Genomic DNA, 18,008 nt, shown 5'->3' with positions numbered 1-18,008 from the left:
GGTTCTCGTCTGTGCGGACCTTTCCACGCGCCACAGTCGGTCTGCAGTCCCCGCGTCCGCCCGAGTAGAACCGCAACCCCTACCTGCAACCTCCCCGCACGCTCTCCCATGCAACTGGGCGTCATCGGACTGGGCCGGATGGGCCGCATCGTCGTAGACCGGGTACTCGACGCTGGCCACGACGTTGTGGCCTTCGACTTGGACGAGGAGGCGGTGGCGTCGGCCGCCGAGGCGGGCGCGACCCCCGCCGACTCCGTGGTGGACCTCGCCGAGCGACTCGGCGACGAGAAGCGCATCTGGCTGATGGTGCCGGCGGGCGAACCCGTGGACGCCGCGCTCGACGACCTCGGACCGCACCTGACCGACGACGACGTGGTCGTGGACGGCGGCAACTCCCACTTCGAGGACTCGACGCGCCGGGCCGAGGAGACCCCGGCGGCGTACCTCGACTGCGGCACTTCCGGCGGTCCCGCCGGGGCCGAACTCGGCTTCTCGCTGATGGTCGGCGGCCCGGAGTGGGCCTACGAGGAGCTAACGCCGGTCTTCGACGCGGTGGCGACCGGACCGGCAGGCCACGACCGGATGGGTCCCGCCGGGTCGGGCCACTACGTCAAGATGGTCCACAACGGCGTCGAGTACGCGCTGATGCAGGCCTACGGCGAGGGCTTCGAACTGCTGGCGAACGGTCGGTACGACCTCGACCTCGAAGCGGTCGCCCGGACGTGGAACAACGGCGCGGTCATCCGGTCGTGGCTGCTGGAACTCTGCGAGGAGGCGTTCCGCGAGGAGGGCACCGACCTCGGCGACGTGGACGACTACGTGGCCGGTGGCTCGACGGGCACGTGGACGGTGCAGGAGGCGCTGGAGCAGGAGGTTCCGGTACCGCTCATCTATCAGGCGCTGGGCGAGCGGTTCGGCTCTCGGGCGCGCGAGGACGGGCGGTTCTCCCGTCGTCTGGCCAACCGACTGCGGTACGGGTTCGGTCGGCACGAGGTGGCGCGGCGCGAGAAGTAACAGTAGCCAGAGTTCCGTCGCTCCGAGTGCGATTTCCCGTTCCGTTTGGCGGTCCGGTCCCAGCGGTGCCACCGGCACTCACACCCGCGCTACCTTGATAGGCGTCCGACGCGAACGGGAGGAGTATGCCGTCGCCCGTCTCCCTCTTCTTCAGCGACTTCGCGGACGAGCGCGGACGGGTCGACTACTACTGGCCGCGCCTCCGGTCGCTCGACGTGCCGGTGCCTCGGACGACGTTCGTGGCCCTCGAACCGACCGACGACGGCTACCAGTGGGACACCGACGCGATTCTGGCGTTCATGCGCGACAACGACCTCCACCGCGCGTTCGTCCGGACGCAGTTCAAGGCCGCGACGGTCCGACTGCGCGAAGGGTCGTTCGTCTCGCGTCCCGACCCCGAGACCGTGGACCGGACAGTCGAGTCACTCCTGAATCAGAACGACGAGCAGGGCTGGCCCCACGGCGGAGGTCTCGTCGTCCGGGAGTGGTTGGACCTCGATTTCTGTCGGTTTCCGACTCACTCGTGTCACCCCTCGGTCCGGTTCTTCGTGGACGGCGGCGAGGTAATCGGCCGGACGCCCTGCGAGACCACCGGTAGCGTTGCGGACACCTCCGTCGTGGATTCGATGGTCTGTGCAGGCCGGTACGACTACCTCGAACCGCTCCTCCACGACGCGTCGTTCGCGACGCCGCGCCGGTACGCCGAGCGAATCGCCGCGGCGTTCGACGAGGCGACGTGGGGCGTCGACTTCGTCCTCGACACCCGCGGGGACTGGTACTGCGCCGAGTTCAACTTCAACGGCGTCTACTGGAATCGCCGAGAAGAACGGTGGTGGGACATGTGCGGTCAGGGTGACTTCGAGCCGTTCGGCCCGACCGAACTCCACTCCGCCGCGCTGTGGGACGTACGGCCCGAATCCGCCGACGGGTCGAGCGACCGGTGGTGGTGACGCGGGTCGCGGTCTAGTTCGGAGAACGAAGAAAGCAGACTATCCGAGGACGCACTCCAGCACCGGATACTTCTCCACGAGCGCTCGTCCGCCGACCTCGTACTGCTCGATGGAGGCGTCGAGGGTCGAGAATCACAGCAAAATTGTTCGCGTGTGACCGTGAACTACCGGAACGACTCTACGGCGCGAGTCGAACCACCGGTCAGAAGTCGCCGTTCACGATGTCGGCGACGCGCTGACGGTCGAACAGTTCTCCCTCGGCGTCGTAGACCTGTTTGGCGGCGCGCTCGGTGAGGACGAGGTTCGTGATTGGACCCTGATACAGCGACCCGCCGCGGTAGACGTCGCCGTTCTTGACCGCGGTCAGACTGCTGGCGACGTCGTGGTCCTTCATGAACGAGACGACCGTGTTCTGGAACTGCTTGGCGGTCTTGCCCTCCTGTCCGCGGAGCAGCAGCACGTCGGGGTCCACTTCCAGCAGCGTCTCGTAGTCGATTTCGCCGCGGCTGCTGTGGAAGTCCTTGACGTCGGTCTTGGCGAGCGCGTCGCGAACCTTCAGGTCGCGCCACTGCTTGAAGCTCGTCCCTTCGCTGATGACGTAGGGGAGGAAGCTCTCGGGTTCGTCGCCGCCAGCCCACAAGACGGCGACGGCCGGGCGCTCGCTCTTCGGCGGAACGACCTCCGAGACCTTCGACTGGAACTCGTCGTGGAGCGCGCTGAACGCCTCGTAGCGGTCGGTGCGCTGGAACAGCTCCGCGAGCTTTCCGAACGCCTCGTAGAGCGTGTAGTAGCGGTAGTCCTCGTGCCAGCCGTAGCCGCGCGAGAAAATGCTGTTACCGAAGAAGGGCGCGATGTTCTGGCTGACCTCGTCGATGTCGGCCTGCTTCCAGCCCTTGAACCGGTTCATCAGGAAGTTGGGGTCGATGACGTGAACGTCGGCGTCGAGTTCGTAGAACAGTTCCTTGCTCACCCCGTCCTGATACAGGCTCACCATGTCGCTCTTGTCCACGGAGACGCCGTCGATGGCGTCGTAGTACTTGGTGTGATAGCGGCTGGTGAGCCACAGCGCCTTCGGCGGTTCGACGCCGAGCGCGACGCCCATGTCGGCCCAGCTACCGTTGTTGGCCACCCACGTCTGGGGCACGGAGTCGAACGTCACGTCGCCGACGGGTTCCATCGAGACGGTGTAGGACTCGCCCTCGGTCGTCGTCTCGGTGGCTTCCTCCGTGGTCGTCGTCGTCTCTTCGGTCGTAGTCGTCGTCGTCCCCTCGGTCGTCGTGGCGGTCTGCTCGTCGCTCGACCCGCCGGTACACCCCGCGAGGATGCCGGAGGCCGCCAGTGCGCCGCTGACCGTGAGATACTTGCGTCGGGTCGTCCGTACCGAATCGTCTCTTGCCATTGGCTTTTAGGTCTGCCTAATCCGGGTTAAGAACTTCGATTTTAGGCCGTCCTAAATCGAATGACACGCTCTTCGCAGACGCCTCACTCCTCGCGGGCGACGTACACGTCCTCGCGCGGTTCGTACTCGATTTCGGTCGCTACCTGCTCGGCGACCTCTTCGCCGCAGATTCGAGCGACCAGATACAGCGCCAAGTCGAGTCCCGAGGTGACGCCCGCGGTCAGTACGTCGCCGTCGTCCGACGGCGTGGCACTGCTCGACAGAGTGCCACGGGAGGCGTCCACTACGCGGGCGTCTACGACTTCGGCGTCGGTCTCCCGGAGGTCGTCCAGTGCGCTCGCGTGCGTGACCGCAGGACGGTCGTCCAGAACCCCGGCCTCCGCGAGAAGCATCCCGCCGGTGCAGACCGCCGCGAGTCCGACCCCGTCCTCATGAAGGTCCGCGAGCGCCCGCGGGAGGTCGCCGCGCTGGGCCTCGGCCCACGCGCTGGCGTCCGCGCGGTCGTTCCACCCGCCGCCGGGGACGACCACGAGGTCGGGGTCCGCGTCGGCGAGTCGGCCGTCCACCTCGACGCCGAGACCGTGACTGGCGGTCACTCGGTCGGCCGAGTCGAGCGTGCGGACGCTCACGTCGAGGTCGCACCCGCGGTCGCTCGCGTGCGAGAACACTTCGTACGGAGCGATGGCGTCCATCTCGTCGAACCCCTCGTAGACGACGACTGCGATGTCGGTGGTCACGGCGTACGCTCGTCGCGCGGAGGGCAAAAACGTGTGCCCGCTGTCGGATGGCAATCACAATGCTGTTAAACCACCCTTCCGTAGCCCCACACATGGTAGACGTACTGGGTCTGGGACTCGGGCTAACGCTCGTCCTCATCGTGGTGGCGCTCCACTACTCGGAGGGCACCGAGTGGCGGACTCCCGACGATATCTCCCAAGAGGTGCTCGAACGCCGAGCCGAGACCGTGGCGGAAACCGACTTCCCCGAACCGATGAACCGCTCCATCGGCGGCGGTGGCGGTGCGGTCGCGGTCGGCGGTGGTGCCGAAGGTGAACTCGAAGGCGAAGACGACGAGGACGCCGGTTTCGACCCCGCCGCCATCTCCGACGACGAGGTGGAGTACTTCGACGTCGAGTACGTCAACGAGGGCGAGACCATCGAAGTCGCCAACAACGAGACGCTGCTGGAAGCCGGTGAGGACGAGGGCTGGGACCTACCCTACGCCTGTCGGCAGGGCCAGTGTCTCTCCTGTGGTGGCAAGGTTCAGAACGGCGACGCAACCGAGTACGTCCGACACAGCAACAACGAGACGCTCGGCGAGGACGAAGTCGAGAAGGGGTACGTCCTCACCTGCACCGCGTACCCGACCGACGACCTCGCACTCGAAACGAACGAGACGCCCTGACGCAGTCGGGACACCCGACGCAACGGGACCGCCGCGATTTTCACGCCTCTCTACGCGCTCGTTTTCCGTATAGCGGGTTGAAATTTCGACCCGAAGCATTGAAATCCTAAGAAGTTCTGAAGGAGAACAGTGCCATCGACCCAGTCCGACGGTATCACGGAGGGTGGGTTAGCGCGTCCACTCTTCCACCTCGCGTGGCCCATCGTGGTCACGCAACTCCTGCAGGTCGCCTACAACGTCGCCGACGCGTTCTGGTTGGGTCGCTACTCGGCCGACGCGGTCGGCGCGATTAGTCTCTCGTTCCCGATAATCTTCCTCCTCATCGCGTTCGGCGGCGGGTTCAGCGTCGCGGGGAGCACGCTCGTCGCGCAGTACATGGGCGCGGACAGCGACGGGTCGGCCGGGAAAGTCGCGGGCCAGACGCTGGGATTCGTCGTCGCCGTCGGCGCCCTCCTGAGCGTCGTCGGCTACTACGGCGCGGGACCGATGCTGTCGGTGTTCCCCAGCGACGACACCACCGCCGAACAGGTCGTCCCGCTGGCCGAGCAGTACATGAAGATATTCTTCCTCGGTCTCCCCCTCATGTTCGGCTTCCGGGCGTTCTCCGCGCTCCTCCGGGGGTACGGCGACACACGGACGCCGATGCGCGTGATGGCCGTCAGCGTCGCGCTGAACGTCGTCCTCGACCCGATTCTCGTCTTCGGGGTCGGTCCCTTCGACGAGATGGGCATCGAGGGTGCGGCGTGGGCGACGCTGGTCGCGCGTGCGGTCGCGGGTCTCGTCGGCGTCGCCATCCTCTTCGGGACCGATATGGGTCCGGACGTTCACCTCGGCCACCTCGCGCCCGATTTCGAATATATCCGAGATATCGTCCGCATCGGGACGCCGTCGGCGTTCGAGCAGTCGGCGGGTGCGCTGGCGATGGTGACGCTGACCGTGATGATAGTGACGTTCGAACCGGCGGTCATCGCCGCCTACGGACTGGGCAACCGACTCATCTCGCTGGTCTTCCTCCCGGCGGTCGGTCTCGGGCGGGCGACCAACACGATGGTGGGCCAGAACCTCGGCGCGGGCAACCCCAAACGGGCCGAACAGGCGGTCAGACTCGCGGCGACGGTCGGGGCGAGCGTGATGTTCGTGCTGGCGGTCCTCGCCGCACTGTTCCCCGAACCCATCGTCTCGGTGTTCATGGCGACCGGCACCGACGCCGCTCGCGAGACGGTCGAGTACGCCTCGGAGTACCTCCGCATCAGGACGGTCGAATTCGCCTTCATCGGCGTGTTCCAAGTGCTGGTCGGGGCCTACCGCGGCGCGGGCAACACCAAGACCGCGCTGGCGTTCTCGATGATTACCCTCTGGTTCGTCCGCGTTCCGGTGGTCTACCTGCTCGCCTTCCGGACCGCACTCGGCCCGACCGGCATCTGGGTCGGCGTCGCGGTCGGTCACGTCGTCGGGGCCATCGCGGCCGCGCTGTGGTTCACCCGCGGCACGTGGAAGCGCGCAGTCATCGACGACGGGAGCGTCGGCGCGTCGGTCGAAGCGGACGCCGCCGTGTCGGAGGACTGAGTTGCGGGTTTCAAAACGGTTAAGCCTCCGAATCGAGTAGTTCGCTGCGAGGGCGGCTAGTTCAGCGGACGGAACGCTTGGTTCCGGACCAAGAGGTCGTGGGTTCAAATCCCACGTCGCCCGCTTTCTCCTGCGACCGATACGGCAGTAGACGAACTGCTCGGCCTCGTCCGGAGTAAGAAGCCATCGAGACGGAGAGCGGACGCCGACGCGAGTCACGAGACGCGTTACCGTATCTCGGAAACCCATTTACGTTTCACCTTACTTGTCGGACGTGTAGGATAACTGTCTAGGACTGGTCGTAGAGCGAACAACTCGCAACCTTCAAAAATACCCCTTTCGTTTCGAAATATCATGAACACCACAGGCACCGACGATACGATTACCGAGGGCGGACTCCTCGGCCCGATGTTCAAACTGGCGTGGCCCATCGTCGTCATCCAGTTGTTGCAGGTCACCTACAACATAGCCGACACGTTCTGGCTCGGGCGACTGTCGGCCGACGCGGTGGGCGCGCTTAGCCTCGCGTTTCCGCTCATCTTCCTGCTCATCTCCATCGCGGGCGGGTTCACCACCGCGGGGTCCATCCTCGTCGCCCAGTACACGGGCGCGGACAGCGAAGGGTCCGCCGGAAAGGTCGCGGGCCAGATTCTGACGTTCGTCACGCTGTTGGCGCTCGCACTGAGCGTCTTGGGCTACGTCGCCACCGATTCGATGCTCGAACTGCTGCCGAGTCAGGGCGCGACCACCGAGCAGATAATTCCGCTCGCGGGCCAGTACATGGAGGTGTTCTTCCTCGGCCTCCCGTTCCTGTTCGGCTTCTTCGTGTTCACGTCGCTGATGCGCGGGTACGGCGACACGAAGACGCCCATGCGCGTGATGGTGGTCTCGGTCGCGATGAACGTCGTCCTCGACCCCCTGCTCATCTTCGGAATCGGTCCGGTTCCGGCGCTGGGCATCGAGACCGAGATACTCTCCGGGATGGGCATCGAGGGCGCGGCGCTGGCGACCATCCTCTCGCGCGGCGTCGCCAGCGTCCTCGGGTTCTACGTCCTGTTCGTCGCCAGAGTGGGACCCGACGTGCAGACGAGGTATCTCGTTCCGGACCTGAGCTACATCTGGGACATCGTGCGCATCGGCGTCCCCTCGACGCTCGAACAGTCGATGAGCGCGCTGGCGATGATAACGCTGACCGCGATGGTGGTCCAGTTCGCGCCGCCGGTGGTCTCGGCCTACGGACTCGGCAACCGCCTCGCCTCGCTGGTCTTCCTCCCGGCGATGGGTCTCGGACGGGCGACCAACACGATGGTCGGTCAGAACCTCGGCGCGGGCAAGTCCGAACGGGCCGAGCGCGCCGCGTGGATAGCCGCGAAGGTCGGCGCGGCCGTGATGTTCGGGGTCGCGGTGATCGCGGCGCTGTTCCCCGAACCCATCGTCTCGGTGTTCATGGCCACCGGCACCGACGCCGCCCGAGAGACGGTCCGCCACGGCGCGGAGTACCTCCGGATTCGCTCGGTGGAGTTCACCTTCATGGCGATTCTGCAGGTCATGCTCGGGGCGTACCGCGGCGCGGGCAACACCAAGACCGCGATGGCGTTCTCGGCGGTGGCGCTCTGGGTCGGCCGGGTGCCGACGGTCTACTACCTCGCGTTCGTCGCGAACATGGGCGCGACCGGCATCTGGGTCGGGATGGCGCTGGGCAACGTCCTCGGAGCCATCGCGGCCGTGCTGTGGTTCACCCGCGGGACGTGGAAGGCGACCGTCATCGACGAGGACGAGACGGCCGAGAGCGCCGCTGCGCCGACGCCGGGAGCGGAACCCGAGGTGTCGGAGACCGGGACGTCCGGGCCGACGGACGGGAAGTAGCTACAGCGAAACCGCGGTGCCGACGCCGCTCTGCTCTGCCTCCTCGAAGACGTATTCGGCGGCCGCCGCGTCCAGCACCGCAGTGCCGACGCTCTCGACCACGAGGATGTCGTCGTCGGAATCGCGGCCGGTCCGTCCCTCCAGCGCCGCCGAGAAGGCCACGAGGTCGTCCGCCGCGAGGTCGGCCCCCAACGCGTCTCCGGTTTCCGCGACTTCCTCGGGCACGTCGGCGAAGACGCGACTCGCGCGCTCGAACGTCTCGGCGTCCAACTCTCTCATCTCGGCGGTGTACGCCCCGACAGCGACGACCAGCGTGCCGGGGTCCAGCGCCCCGCCGGGAAAGACAGGTTCGGTCGCTGTCGTCGCCGTCACGACCACGTCCGCGCCCCTAACTGCGTCTTCTGGAGAGTCGGCGGTCACGATTGCGTCCGCGGGCAGGTCCAACTCCTCGCAGAGGTCGGCGACGCAGTCCTCCTTCGAGTCGCTGGGCGAGTAGACCCGCACCGATTCGAGGTCGGTCGCGGCCGCGATGGCCCGGGCCTGCCAGCGCGCCTGGGTGCCCGCGCCGACGAGCGCGAGCGTGAGGCCGGAGTCCGGGGCCGGAGTCACTGCGAGTTCGGCCGCCGCGAGTCCGCCGATGCACCCCGTCCGGGCGTTGGTGATTCTCGTCCCCGCGAGGTAGGCCGCCGGGAGACCGGTCCCCGCCTCGGTGAGCGCGATTTGGGCGTTGACGGTCGGCAGACCGCGCTCGGCGTTGCCCTCGTGGACGCCGACTAACTTCGTCGCGTAGAACGCGGCCCCGTGGAGGTAGGCGGGCATGACGAGACCGGTACCAGCGGGGTCGGGACCGTCGAGTCCCGCCCCGACCGGGAAGTGGGGGCGGTCGGGGCGTTCCACTTCGCCCCGGCCCTGCTTGACGAACGCCTCGCGGACCACCGTCAGGAGGTCCCGGAGGTCGAGGCAGTCGGCGACCTGCGAGTCGGAGAGGATGCGGACCATACGCGGGGGTTCGGCGGCCCGAAGGATATGCGTTCCTCCGCACCGGGGTCGGCAGTCGAGAGTCGAACGGTCCAGAATCCCCCGGCTACAAGTCCGCGCTCGCCCTCTGGTCGGACATGAACCTCTTCGACTCGACGTGGACCGACGCCGACGCCGCGGAGACCGACCTCGCGCTCCTGCCGGTCGGCAGCACCGAACAGCACGGTCCGCACGCGCCCCTCGGCACCGACGTACTCACCGCCGAGGCGGTCGCCGAGGCGGGCGCTGACGCCTACGGCGGCGAGGCGGTCGTCGCGCCAGCGATCCCGGTCGGTGTCGCGGCCGAACACCGCCAGTTCACCGGCACGCTCTGGGTCAGCCCCGACACCTTCCGGGACTACGTCCGCGAGACGGTCGCCAGCCTCGCCCACCACGGCTGGGACCGGGTGGTCCTCGTGAACGGTCACGGCGGTAACGTCGGTGCGCTCCGCGAGGTCGCAGGGACCATCACCCGGGAGGACGACGCCTACGCCGTCCCGTTCACGTGGTTCGACGCGGTCGGCGACCACGGCGACGAGATGGGCCACGGCGGCCCGCTCGAAACCGCCATGCTGCGCCACGTCGCCCCGGACCTCGTGGCCGAGGAGCGCGTCGCGGAGGCCCGCGAAGGGGCCAGCGACCGGTGGGGCGAGTGGGTCAGCTACTCGAATCTGGCGTACGACTCGGCGGAGTTCACGGAGAACGGCGTGGTCGGCGACCCCGCGGACGGTCCGGCCGAGCGCGGGGCGGAACTGCTGGAACTGGCGAGCGAGGCGCTGGGGCGACTGCTCGAAGCCGTCGAATCGCGGGACGTGCCCCTGCCACCGCACAAGTAATCGGACTGTCCCTCTGCGGGGGAGTCCGCGCTGTGGACGCGGAAGGGAAGGAGAACGAGAGTACGCCGAACGGGCCACACACCTTATTCGGATTCGCGGCGTACCTCGGGGTATGAGTGAATCAGGGGACGACGACCGGACGCTCGGTCTGGACTTCAGCGACATCGAGGAGGACCTCGAAAACGAGGACTATCCCGTCTCCGCGGACGAACTGCTCGAACGGTACGGCGACCGCGAAATCGGGATGTCGGACGGGTCGGAATCCTTCGGCGAGGTGCTGGTGACGGGCGGCGACGAGGAGTTCGAGTCCGCCGACGAGGTCAAACAGACCGTCCTGAACCGTGTCGGTAGCGAGGCCGTCGGTCGGAAGGGCTACACCGACCGCGGCGCGGGAAGCGCCGAGGGCGAGGAGAGCGACGAGTCGTTCTGAGGCGGACTCAGTCCGCTGCTTCGGCCTCTTCGGCGTCCTCCGCCTCGGCCTCGTCGGCGTCGTCCGCGCCGGTCTCCTCGGCGTCCGCAGAATCAGTTTCGATCTGGATGTCCTCCAGCGTGTTCTTCAGACCGGGAATCGTACTGGTGAGGTCGCCGACCTGCTCTTTGGCGTCCTCGATGTCTTCGATGGCCTCGCCGACGCGCTCGATTTCGGCTTCGAGGTCGTCGGCGTCCTCGAAGGCGTCTGCGCGTTCGCCCATCGTGTACCACTTCTTGGCGTCCCGGAGCGCGTCCTCGGCGTCGCCGGTGTCGAGCGCGGACCGGAGCGCGTTGAGCGCTCCGAGGGTGTTGTCGGCCTCGACGTTCCAGATCGCGTCGGCGTCCGGGAGCGTCTCGCTCGCCGCTTCGAGACTGGCCTCCACGTCCTCGCGAACCTCGTTGGCGGCCTCGCCGAACAGTTCGTCCTCGTCGAGTGTCGATTGGCTCATACGTTCCAGTTCGGCGCGGTTCCTTTTAAACCCACGCCCGAAACTGAAAGTGAAACCGGCTACTCGTCGGAGTCTCTTCGACGGGAACCGTAAGGTACGACCCGAGTTCGTGCGAGGGACCGACTCCGTTACGAGTAACCGACGAACTGTCACGCTCGAACCGACCTGACAGAATCGACAGCGTGGTAGCTACCGGTCGAGCAACGGAATCACCGCAACTGCACCGCGACCCCACCGAGACCACCACGACAGCACCGCACCGTGTGGCTACAACACCGGGCGACGATAGCTATCGTCGCGACCGACCGATAGAGGCTCTGACCCTCAGACGTCGTCGAAGTCGCTGTTCACGTTCCCGTCGCGGTCGAGGTCGATGATGGCGTCGAACAGGCCCATGAACTTCTCGACGTGCTCTTCGTCGTGGACGCCCTTCGAGAGGTGGAACAGACCCACGGCGTCGTGTTCGTCGAGGAGACTCAGAATCTCCCGAATTACGTCGCGGACGCGCGACTCGTCGGCGTAGTACGCCATCTCGGTGATGGAGTCGAGGCTGATGCGGCGTTTCCCGTCGGTCTTTTCGAGGAAGTCGCGGGTGACCTCCAGAACCCCGTCTAGGTCGTCGGGCGAGGAGACGTAGTGGACGTTCTCGGTGCTTCGTCGGGAGTAGCCGCGTTCGATGCTCAGAGTGTCCAGAATCTCGGCTTTGCTCTCGTCCACGTCGTAGTGGTCGAGTTTCTGCTTGACCTCGCGCGCCGTGGTCCGGGTCGAGATGACGAGGAAGTGGTCGGTGTCGGTCTTGAGGAAGTCGGTGTCGATGCGGTCGGTCTCGCCCGTACTCGGATGGAGGAGGAGAACTCCCGTCCCGCCGGGAATTGTCTCGGGTGTATTTTCGATGGCGATCTGATAATCCATATCGTGCGGTATTACGGTGCGCCACCTTAAGAATGCGGGTCAAGCGCGCGAGCGTCGCCTGTGGGGGTCAGAACACGCTGTCGGCGGTCGCGGCACCGACCACGCTGAACACCGCGCCGACGCTGATGGCTCGGAGCGTGATGGACACGGTCTCCATCGACGGCCCGCCGTTCACGAAGGTATCTTCGAGGAAGGTGCCGGGCGCGCCGAACGACAGCGAGAGGATGGCGACGGACCCGTACGAGACCAGCATCAGCGAGACGAACCGAATCGGGACGCCCGCGACCTCCGACTCGCGGTCGGGGTCGCGGTCGTCGTCGGCCTTGTAGAGCGCCCCGTACCCGATGAGGAACACGAGGAGGACCGTGGCCGCGGCCTGAAACCACGTCATGTCCGCGGCCAGGGACCACACCTCCTCGGTGACGACGAACGGTCCGGCCAGCAGGAAGCCCCCGACTATCTGCTGGGCGGAGTCTGCCAGCGCGTACCGCTTCTTTCGTCCGACCATACGCCCTCTGACACACTGCGGGGCTAAAAGACCCGCGTCTCCCGGGACCGTACGGCCGGTAGTTCCGTCTCGAAGGGACCGGTCCGACTCGGGGTCGCCGGGTCTGACTCGGAGAGACCGAGTTCGAGTCCGGTCGCCGTTCCGAATCCGTTTTGTCGGTGGCGCGTCTCGCTCCCCGCATGAGCGTGCGCGAGGAGTTCGACGATTGGGCGGCCGACGGCCGCGACAAGGGAATGGAGGACCGCCACTGGCACACCGCCAAGTACGTGCTGGCCCGGATGCCGGTCGAGGCGGGCGAGACCGTGCTGGACCTCGGGACGGGGAGCGGGTACGCCGCCCGCGCGCTCCGAGACACCAAGGCCGCGGGCCGGGCCTACGGACTCGACGGGTCGCCAGAGATGGCGCGCAACGCCCGGGGATACACCGAGAACGAGTCTACGGGGAGCGAGGGCGACGCGGGGTTCCTCGTCGGCGACTTCGACCACCTCCCCTTCGAGGACGACAGCGTGGACCACGTCTTCACGATGGAGGCGTTCTACTACGCCAACGACCCGCACCAGACCCTCCGCGAAGTCGCCCGCGTTCTCCGCCCCGGCGGCACCTTCTTCTGCGCCGTGAACTACTACGAGGAGAACGTCCACTCCCACGAGTGGCAGGAGTTCATCGACGTGGAGATGACGCGCTGGTCGGCCGCAGAGTACCGCGAGGCGTTCCGCGAAGCGGGTCTCCACGTCGCCGAGCAGGACAACGTGCCCGACCGCGACGTCGAGATTCCCGACGAGAGCGAGTTCCCGACCGACGACTGGGACTCCCGGGCGGAGATGGTGGAACGCTATCGAGAGTTGGGGACCCTGTTGACGGTGGGCGTGGCGCGTTGAGCAACGTCGTCTAAAATTTTAGGGACTCGCACGTCAGTACTCGGAACAAATTTATATGTAGGGTCTACGTAGAGAATACGTACAGCATACGCACACCATATGTATGCAGGAAAAGTGCATGCGTTAGGTGATTCAAACTATGTCTATCAACGAAGCCCTTGAGGAAGTCGAAAATCGGGTTGAACGACGATCTGAACTCTGTCAGAGCGCTCGGCAAAAAGGCCACGAGGTTGCATCCCTACAAGATTAGCCTCATCGCAGTCTGCTAATAAACGCGCTCTTCCCATCGTCGGTACGAGTAAGGAGTTCTTCTTTTCCTGCCCGCTTGATCAACTCGATAACAAATTCAGTACTTTTCTTTTGATGAAGTCGTCCAAAGTGGCTATGGGGGTCAGCTACATTCAGTTCTCGATTAGATAGCTCAATTTCGATACTACCCTTTCGGACGACAGTCGAACATCCCCATTGTTCGAGATAGTGAAAAGTGGTTGCGTTCCGGCGCAACGTCAGCAATCGTTTCGATTCCCGAATATAGTCGTTTGCCCAAGAGTGCCACGCTCCCTGATCGGTGCCTGCTTTCGGTGCCTCAACTTCTGGAGCAACGGATTCAAGATACGTTCGGACGACCGAAATCGCAGTACGGTGGTTTGCATTCGGAAGTGGATGACCGAGAATCAAATTAGAAAGTAAATTTCCGGCGACTTCCGGAACTGATTGTCGCCACTGAACTCGTTCGAATTGGCTTACTATTTCGGTGAAATCCGGTTTCTTGTACCATTGTAGCGGCTCACCTCGGCTTTCACATCTCTCTTTGACGCCGGTAAATGCGTATAGAACGGTATCCACAAGTACTTGTTCTGCGTCAGACAGTCCCTCATCGTAGTCGTCTGGTAATTCTGGAGGAAATAGCTCAGCAGTGTACAGACAATGTATGTGTCGTTTTAGCGAGTGTTTTTGGATCTCTGTTCGCAGTTTGCCAGTACGGCTAGCAGAGTTGTTCTCGTACTGCTCTCGTTGTTTCTGTACGACTGCCGGGTCTGGATTAGCGAACTCCAAGGAAAGTACAACCTCGCCCAAATCAAGGTGGTATGGCACCATTCCCATATGCTGCCATATAATCACACATTCGATTAAAATGTATTCTTCTGTTTGGTATCGAATTTTATCAAGGTATGAATCGAGAATACCAAAGCGCTAGTCTTCTTGACTCCGCGCGAACCCGTAGAACTCGTCGTTCGGTCGCATGTTCGCCATCGTCGCCATCCGGTTGCTGAGGTTGAAGAACGCGGTCACGCTCCCCACGTCCCAGATTTCCTCGTCGGTGAGTCCCGCGTCGCGCAGGGCGGCCACGTCGTCTTCGGTCACGCGGCCCGGTTCCTCGGTGAGTTTCACCGCGAAGTCGAGCATCGCCCGGCGGCGCTCCGAGAGGTCGGCGGCGCGGTGGTTGGTGGCCAACTGGTCGGCCAGTTTCGGGCGCTCGCTGTAGAACCGACAGAGCGCGCCGTGGGCCACCACGCAGTAGAGGCAGTCGTTCACGCCGCTGACCGTCACGACTATCATCTCGACCTCCTCGCGGTCGAGGGGCGTGTCCTCGACGAGCGCGTCGTGGTACTCGAAGAACGGCCGGAAGTGGCTCGGTTTGTAGCCGAAGGCCCGGAAGACGTTCGGCGTGAATCCCGCGCGCTCGGTCTCCTCCTCGATGCGCTCCCGGAGGTCGTCGGGCAAGTCTTCGACGTCGGGAACCGGGAAGTTCGTCATCGGTTCGTCGGACATGACAGTGTGTCGTACTGCCGGTCGGCTATTCAGTGTTCACCCCTCCCTGTCCTTTTCCGACCTCTCGCTCCCCGTCGCCTCCGTGTCCCCGCTACCCGTCGTCCGCCTCGCGCCAGTTCTCGCGGAGCAGTCCGTACTGGACGGTATCGACGTACTCGCCGTCGATGAAGCGGTCCCTGCGGACGCGGCCCTCCTCCTCGAACCCGAGCGATGTAAGGAGGGCGCGGGAAGCGTCGTTGAAGTCGTAGGCCATCGCGCCCACGGCGGGGTGGTCGTACGTCCGGAAGACGTACTCGACCACCAGCGACACTGCCTCCGTGCCGTAGCCCTCGCCGTGGACCTCCGGCACGAGCCAGTACCCCAGTTCGGGGCGTCGCCAGTCCGCGTCCTCGACGGAGACGACGCCGAGTCGCTCCACCTCGTCCTCGTCGGGGCGGCCCGGCCCCGCGTCGTCTCCGTCGAGACAGACGAGGAACCGGTCCGCGTCGTCGTCCTCGAAGAACTCCTCGACTTCCTCGCGGTTGGCGAGCGGCGAGCCGAGCGGATAGCGAATCTCCGGATTGGCGCGCGAACGCTGGAGGAAAGAGAGGTCCTCGCGCTCGACGGTCCGGAGCGTGACTCGCTCGCCGCTGGAAACGCGTGCGCCCGGCATGGGCGCACCGATGCGGACGCGGCGCATATGCTTTGGGCTGGCGTGTGAACTATCCCCGCGGTCGGACGGTAGCTCAGATTCCCCGGACCGTCTCGATGACGCCTGTGCTTTCGAGGGTCATCCAGAGGAGAAACAGCCCGTAGAGGCCCAGCAGGAGGTAGGCCTCGGCGTCGGTGAGTTCGAGGTGGGTGCGGGTGACGACGACGAACACGAGCGTGGCGAACGCGAGAAACCCCATCATCGGGATGGCCGCGAGGAAGTTGACGGTGGCCGACCCACCGAGGATGACGCCGACCGGGATGGCGACGAGCAGGTTGAACGTGTTGCTCCCGAGGACGTTCGTGAGGCTGGTGATGCTCTCGTCGTTCTTCGCGGCGTTGATGCTGACGAACGCGTCGGGGAGACTCGTCGCGGCGGCGATGACGGTCAGCCCCCACAGGAAACTCGGCGTGTCGAATATCCGGCCGAAGCCGAGCGCCGCGCGGACGATGCCCTCGACGCCGACCGCGATGAGCACGAGCGAGACGGCGAGGACGGCCCACTCGCGGTCGGGGTTCACGTCGACGACGTCGGTCGGCACGTAGTCGCGGGTGTCCTGATACTGGAGGAAGACGTAGATGCCGTAGGTGGCGAGGGGCATCACCACGAGCGCGGGCGTCAGAATCGCCGCCGAGTTCGTCCCGCCGGGGACGTAGGTCGCCCCGAGGGCGAACGTGATGAACAGCACGAGGACGCTGATGATGTAGAACTGGGCGTCCTTGTGGACGATGTCGCGGGTCGCTTCGAGCGTCTCGCTGGCGAGCGCCGAGAGCGCCGGGATGACCAGCAGGTTGAAGATGGCGCTGCCGACGATGGCCCCGACGCCGAGGCCGAACTCGCCGTGGACGAGCGTGCTGATAACGACCGAACTGAGTTCGGGGAAACTCGACCCGATGGCGACGACGACGGCCCCGTGAACCGCGACCGGCAGCCCGTAGTGCTTGCTGAGTCGCTCCGCGGAGCGTTCGAGGAGTTCGCTCCCCTTCCAGATGACTGCAGTCGCGCCGACCGCCAGCAGGAGATACCAGACGATGGGACTCATCGGGCGGAACGTGGAGGGCCTCGCTGAAGATACTGGCGGATAGCCGCGGCGTCAGATGCGCTCTCGGTGTTCTGTCCCGTCAGGTCTTCTCCCCGGCGAGAATCTCGGCGTCGAGCCAGTTCTCCTCGGGCGGGAGCGGACAGGCGAAGGTCTCGCTGTACGCACAGAACGGCGAGTACGCGAGGTTGAAGTCCAGCACCATCTCGGTCCCGTCCTCCAACCCGCCCTCGGCCTCGAACTCCATGTACCGCCCGTTCTCGTAGGTCTGCTGGCCGGTCGTCTTGTCGCGGAACGGGACGAACAGGCCCTCGCCGTCCTCCCGCTGGCGGTAGCCCGCGACTTCGTACTCCTCGCCGTCGAGGTCGAAATGGAGCGTCGCGATGCGGAGGTATCGCTGTGGCGCGCCCGCGGTCACGTCCATCTCGACGGGGTCGGGTCGCTCGTGGACCTCGACGGTCGCGGTGACCCGGTAGTCGGGGTCCGGTTCGAAGTAGTCGAGGCTCTCGAAGTCCTCGCGCTCCTCGGGCGGAATCGGCGATTGGGGGTGGTCGGCGAAGAACTCGTCCTTCTCGGCGCGGTGGGCGCGGAGTCGCTCGCGCCACTCCTCGACGTCGAAGTCGGCGTCGGTCGAATCGGCGTCCTCGTCGGTCGCGCTGTCGGTCATGGTCGGGCGTAGTCGTTCGCGCCGGGTAACGCTTCTCATCGCTCGTCTTTCGGTTCGAGGGAGAGGGGTGGAGATAGAGTTTAGAGTGATGTTGTGGGAAAGTGTGGTTCGAGGGGTGTGGTTCAGGGGGATGTGGTTCGGAGTACAGTGGTGTGAGGAGTCTGTCGCGGAGAGGCTAGCTACTGCTTGAGCCAATCATACCGCACGACACCGCGAACCTCTCGAACCTCCCCAGCCTCGCGGCCGCCTGAACGCGGCCGCTCCACCGGCGGACAAACCGCGTCCGCCGAGCTGTTGCGAATCAGCGATTCGCCCCATCCCGAAAATCTCTGATTTTCGAAGACTGCGGTCACGTCCGTTCTCGCAGACTTCGCGCGCCGTGGCGTGGCACGAGGCCACGCCAGCACGCGCCGACGGTCCGTACCGACGAGTGGACTGTTGAGGTGGACGTACTCCGTTTAGAGGCTGTATTCTGTGGCGGAGGACGCACTGACCGTGACTCGCCGAGGAGGAGCAGCGACGCTGCTCCCATGCTTTTACCGGTAAGACGGTGCCTCAATCGGTCCC

General features: G+C 65.3%; 19 protein-coding genes and 1 tRNA gene. 9 read left to right on the top strand and 11 right to left on the bottom strand.

The genetic code is table 11. The features are described 5' to 3' along the window. The first annotated feature begins 108 nt into the window (after nucleotides 1-108). A complete protein-coding gene (gene gnd, locus NGM06_RS06730) occupies nucleotides 109-1,014 on the top strand; it encodes a phosphogluconate dehydrogenase (NAD(+)-dependent, decarboxylating) (RefSeq protein ID WP_254269538.1) in 906 nt (301 codons plus the stop codon). 125 nt (nucleotides 1,015-1,139) lie between these two features. Further along, entirely contained in the window at nucleotides 1,140-1,964 is an 825-nt protein-coding gene (locus tag NGM06_RS06725) for an ATP-grasp domain-containing protein (RefSeq protein WP_254269537.1), read from the top strand. Nucleotides 1,965-2,166: 202 nt separating this feature from the next. Here NGM06_RS06725 and NGM06_RS06720 read toward each other — a convergent pair whose 3' ends face one another. Next, the gene (locus tag NGM06_RS06720; RefSeq protein ID WP_254269536.1) at nucleotides 2,167-3,363 is read right to left on the bottom strand and encodes an ABC transporter substrate-binding protein; all 1,197 of its coding nucleotides are present in this window, start codon (nucleotides 3,361-3,363) and stop codon (nucleotides 2,167-2,169) included. 83 nt (nucleotides 3,364-3,446) lie between these two features. Next, nucleotides 3,447-4,100 carry a DJ-1/PfpI family protein gene (locus NGM06_RS06715; RefSeq protein ID WP_256568001.1) on the bottom strand — a complete coding sequence of 218 codons (654 nt, stop codon included), beginning with the start codon at nucleotides 4,098-4,100 and terminating at the stop codon, nucleotides 3,447-3,449. Between the two features lie 92 nt (nucleotides 4,101-4,192). Between NGM06_RS06715 and NGM06_RS06710 the strand changes: the two genes are divergently transcribed. The 4 genes from NGM06_RS06710 (at nucleotide 4,193) to NGM06_RS06695 (ending at nucleotide 8,200) form a co-directional block, all read left to right on the top strand. Further along, on the top strand, nucleotides 4,193-4,768 hold the full coding sequence (locus tag NGM06_RS06710; RefSeq protein WP_254269535.1) for a 2Fe-2S iron-sulfur cluster-binding protein: 576 nt from the start codon (nucleotides 4,193-4,195) through the stop codon (nucleotides 4,766-4,768). Nucleotides 4,769-4,897: 129 nt separating this feature from the next. After that, complete coding sequence (locus NGM06_RS06705; RefSeq protein ID WP_254269534.1) at nucleotides 4,898-6,334, top strand: MATE family efflux transporter; 1,437 nt, start codon at nucleotides 4,898-4,900, stop codon at nucleotides 6,332-6,334. Between the two features lie 50 nt (nucleotides 6,335-6,384). Then, nucleotides 6,385-6,457, top strand: a tRNA-Arg gene (locus NGM06_RS06700). Between the two features lie 231 nt (nucleotides 6,458-6,688). Then, entirely contained in the window at nucleotides 6,689-8,200 is a 1,512-nt protein-coding gene (locus NGM06_RS06695) for an MATE family efflux transporter (RefSeq protein WP_254269533.1), read from the top strand. Here the strand turns inward: NGM06_RS06695 and NGM06_RS06690 are convergent, their stop codons facing one another. After that, a complete protein-coding gene (locus NGM06_RS06690) occupies nucleotides 8,201-9,199 on the bottom strand; it encodes an ornithine cyclodeaminase family protein (protein WP_254269532.1) in 999 nt (332 codons plus the stop codon). A gap of 116 nt (nucleotides 9,200-9,315) precedes the next feature. On the opposite strand from NGM06_RS06690, the gene NGM06_RS06685 reads away from it, so the two are divergent. Together NGM06_RS06685 and NGM06_RS06680 are read left to right on the top strand one after the other, a co-directional pair. Further along, on the top strand, nucleotides 9,316-10,053 hold the full coding sequence (locus NGM06_RS06685; RefSeq protein ID WP_254269531.1) for a creatininase family protein: 738 nt from the start codon (nucleotides 9,316-9,318) through the stop codon (nucleotides 10,051-10,053). Nucleotides 10,054-10,165: 112 nt separating this feature from the next. Beyond that, nucleotides 10,166-10,483, top strand: coding sequence for a DUF5789 family protein (locus tag NGM06_RS06680; protein ID WP_254269530.1), 318 nt, complete (start codon nucleotides 10,166-10,168; stop codon nucleotides 10,481-10,483). 7 nt (nucleotides 10,484-10,490) lie between these two features. On the opposite strand, the gene NGM06_RS06675 is transcribed toward NGM06_RS06680, so the two are convergent. The 3 genes from NGM06_RS06675 to NGM06_RS06665 form a co-directional block, all read right to left on the bottom strand. Then, the gene (locus NGM06_RS06675; protein ID WP_254269529.1) at nucleotides 10,491-10,973 is read right to left on the bottom strand and encodes a DUF5790 family protein; all 483 of its coding nucleotides are present in this window, start codon (nucleotides 10,971-10,973) and stop codon (nucleotides 10,491-10,493) included. 324 nt (nucleotides 10,974-11,297) lie between these two features. Next, the gene (locus NGM06_RS06670) at nucleotides 11,298-11,885 is read right to left on the bottom strand and encodes a DUF7090 family protein (protein WP_254269528.1); all 588 of its coding nucleotides are present in this window, start codon (nucleotides 11,883-11,885) and stop codon (nucleotides 11,298-11,300) included. Nucleotides 11,886-11,952: 67 nt separating this feature from the next. Then, nucleotides 11,953-12,393, bottom strand: a complete 441-nt coding sequence (locus NGM06_RS06665; RefSeq protein WP_254269527.1) for a DUF2391 family protein — start codon at nucleotides 12,391-12,393, stop codon at nucleotides 11,953-11,955. 179 nt (nucleotides 12,394-12,572) lie between these two features. On the opposite strand from NGM06_RS06665, the gene NGM06_RS06660 reads away from it, so the two are divergent. Then, on the top strand, nucleotides 12,573-13,271 hold the full coding sequence (locus NGM06_RS06660; protein ID WP_254269526.1) for a class I SAM-dependent methyltransferase: 699 nt from the start codon (nucleotides 12,573-12,575) through the stop codon (nucleotides 13,269-13,271). A gap of 252 nt (nucleotides 13,272-13,523) precedes the next feature. On the opposite strand, the gene NGM06_RS06655 is transcribed toward NGM06_RS06660, so the two are convergent. From NGM06_RS06655 to NGM06_RS06635, 5 genes are all read right to left on the bottom strand, one after another. Next, the gene (locus NGM06_RS06655; protein WP_254269525.1) at nucleotides 13,524-14,375 is read right to left on the bottom strand and encodes a DUF8172 family protein; all 852 of its coding nucleotides are present in this window, start codon (nucleotides 14,373-14,375) and stop codon (nucleotides 13,524-13,526) included. Nucleotides 14,376-14,465: 90 nt separating this feature from the next. Next, complete coding sequence (locus NGM06_RS06650; protein WP_254269524.1) at nucleotides 14,466-15,044, bottom strand: peroxidase-related enzyme; 579 nt, start codon at nucleotides 15,042-15,044, stop codon at nucleotides 14,466-14,468. A gap of 91 nt (nucleotides 15,045-15,135) precedes the next feature. After that, nucleotides 15,136-15,696 carry a GNAT family N-acetyltransferase gene (locus NGM06_RS06645; protein ID WP_254269523.1) on the bottom strand — a complete coding sequence of 187 codons (561 nt, stop codon included), beginning with the start codon at nucleotides 15,694-15,696 and terminating at the stop codon, nucleotides 15,136-15,138. A 73-nt stretch (nucleotides 15,697-15,769) separates the two neighbouring features. Continuing rightward, nucleotides 15,770-16,777, bottom strand: a complete 1,008-nt coding sequence (locus tag NGM06_RS06640) for a sodium:calcium antiporter (protein WP_254269522.1) — start codon at nucleotides 16,775-16,777, stop codon at nucleotides 15,770-15,772. A 79-nt stretch (nucleotides 16,778-16,856) separates the two neighbouring features. Then, nucleotides 16,857-17,441 carry a DUF1684 domain-containing protein gene (locus NGM06_RS06635; protein WP_254269521.1) on the bottom strand — a complete coding sequence of 195 codons (585 nt, stop codon included), beginning with the start codon at nucleotides 17,439-17,441 and terminating at the stop codon, nucleotides 16,857-16,859. Nucleotides 17,442-18,008 lie beyond the last annotated feature (567 nt).

Origin of the sequence: Halorussus aquaticus, assembly GCF_024218795.1 — an archaeon.
GTDB classification, from domain to species: Archaea; Halobacteriota; Halobacteria; order Halobacteriales; family Haladaptataceae; genus Halorussus; species Halorussus aquaticus.
This window is presented reverse-complemented; position numbering and strand designations above follow the sequence as displayed.

Coding starts and splice junctions, on each gene's coding strand:
- gnd (WP_254269538.1), top strand. CDS start 109: ATGCAACTGGGCGTCATCGGACTGGGCCGGATGGGCCGCATCGTCGTA.
- NGM06_RS06725 (WP_254269537.1), top strand. CDS start 1,140: ATGCCGTCGCCCGTCTCCCTCTTCTTCAGCGACTTCGCGGACGAGCGC.
- NGM06_RS06720 (WP_254269536.1), bottom strand. CDS start 3,363: ATGGCAAGAGACGATTCGGTACGGACGACCCGACGCAAGTATCTCACG.
- NGM06_RS06710 (WP_254269535.1), top strand. CDS start 4,193: ATGGTAGACGTACTGGGTCTGGGACTCGGGCTAACGCTCGTCCTCATC.
- NGM06_RS06695 (WP_254269533.1), top strand. CDS start 6,689: ATGAACACCACAGGCACCGACGATACGATTACCGAGGGCGGACTCCTC.
- NGM06_RS06690 (WP_254269532.1), bottom strand. CDS start 9,199: ATGGTCCGCATCCTCTCCGACTCGCAGGTCGCCGACTGCCTCGACCTC.
- NGM06_RS06685 (WP_254269531.1), top strand. CDS start 9,316: ATGAACCTCTTCGACTCGACGTGGACCGACGCCGACGCCGCGGAGACC.
- NGM06_RS06680 (WP_254269530.1), top strand. CDS start 10,166: ATGAGTGAATCAGGGGACGACGACCGGACGCTCGGTCTGGACTTCAGC.
- NGM06_RS06675 (WP_254269529.1), bottom strand. CDS start 10,973: ATGAGCCAATCGACACTCGACGAGGACGAACTGTTCGGCGAGGCCGCC.
- NGM06_RS06670 (WP_254269528.1), bottom strand. CDS start 11,885: ATGGATTATCAGATCGCCATCGAAAATACACCCGAGACAATTCCCGGC.
- NGM06_RS06665 (WP_254269527.1), bottom strand. CDS start 12,393: ATGGTCGGACGAAAGAAGCGGTACGCGCTGGCAGACTCCGCCCAGCAG.
- NGM06_RS06660 (WP_254269526.1), top strand. CDS start 12,573: ATGAGCGTGCGCGAGGAGTTCGACGATTGGGCGGCCGACGGCCGCGAC.
- NGM06_RS06655 (WP_254269525.1), bottom strand. CDS start 14,375: ATGGGAATGGTGCCATACCACCTTGATTTGGGCGAGGTTGTACTTTCC.
- NGM06_RS06650 (WP_254269524.1), bottom strand. CDS start 15,044: ATGTCCGACGAACCGATGACGAACTTCCCGGTTCCCGACGTCGAAGAC.
- NGM06_RS06645 (WP_254269523.1), bottom strand. CDS start 15,696: ATGCCGGGCGCACGCGTTTCCAGCGGCGAGCGAGTCACGCTCCGGACC.
- NGM06_RS06640 (WP_254269522.1), bottom strand. CDS start 16,777: ATGAGTCCCATCGTCTGGTATCTCCTGCTGGCGGTCGGCGCGACTGCA.
- NGM06_RS06635 (WP_254269521.1), bottom strand. CDS start 17,441: ATGACCGACAGCGCGACCGACGAGGACGCCGATTCGACCGACGCCGAC.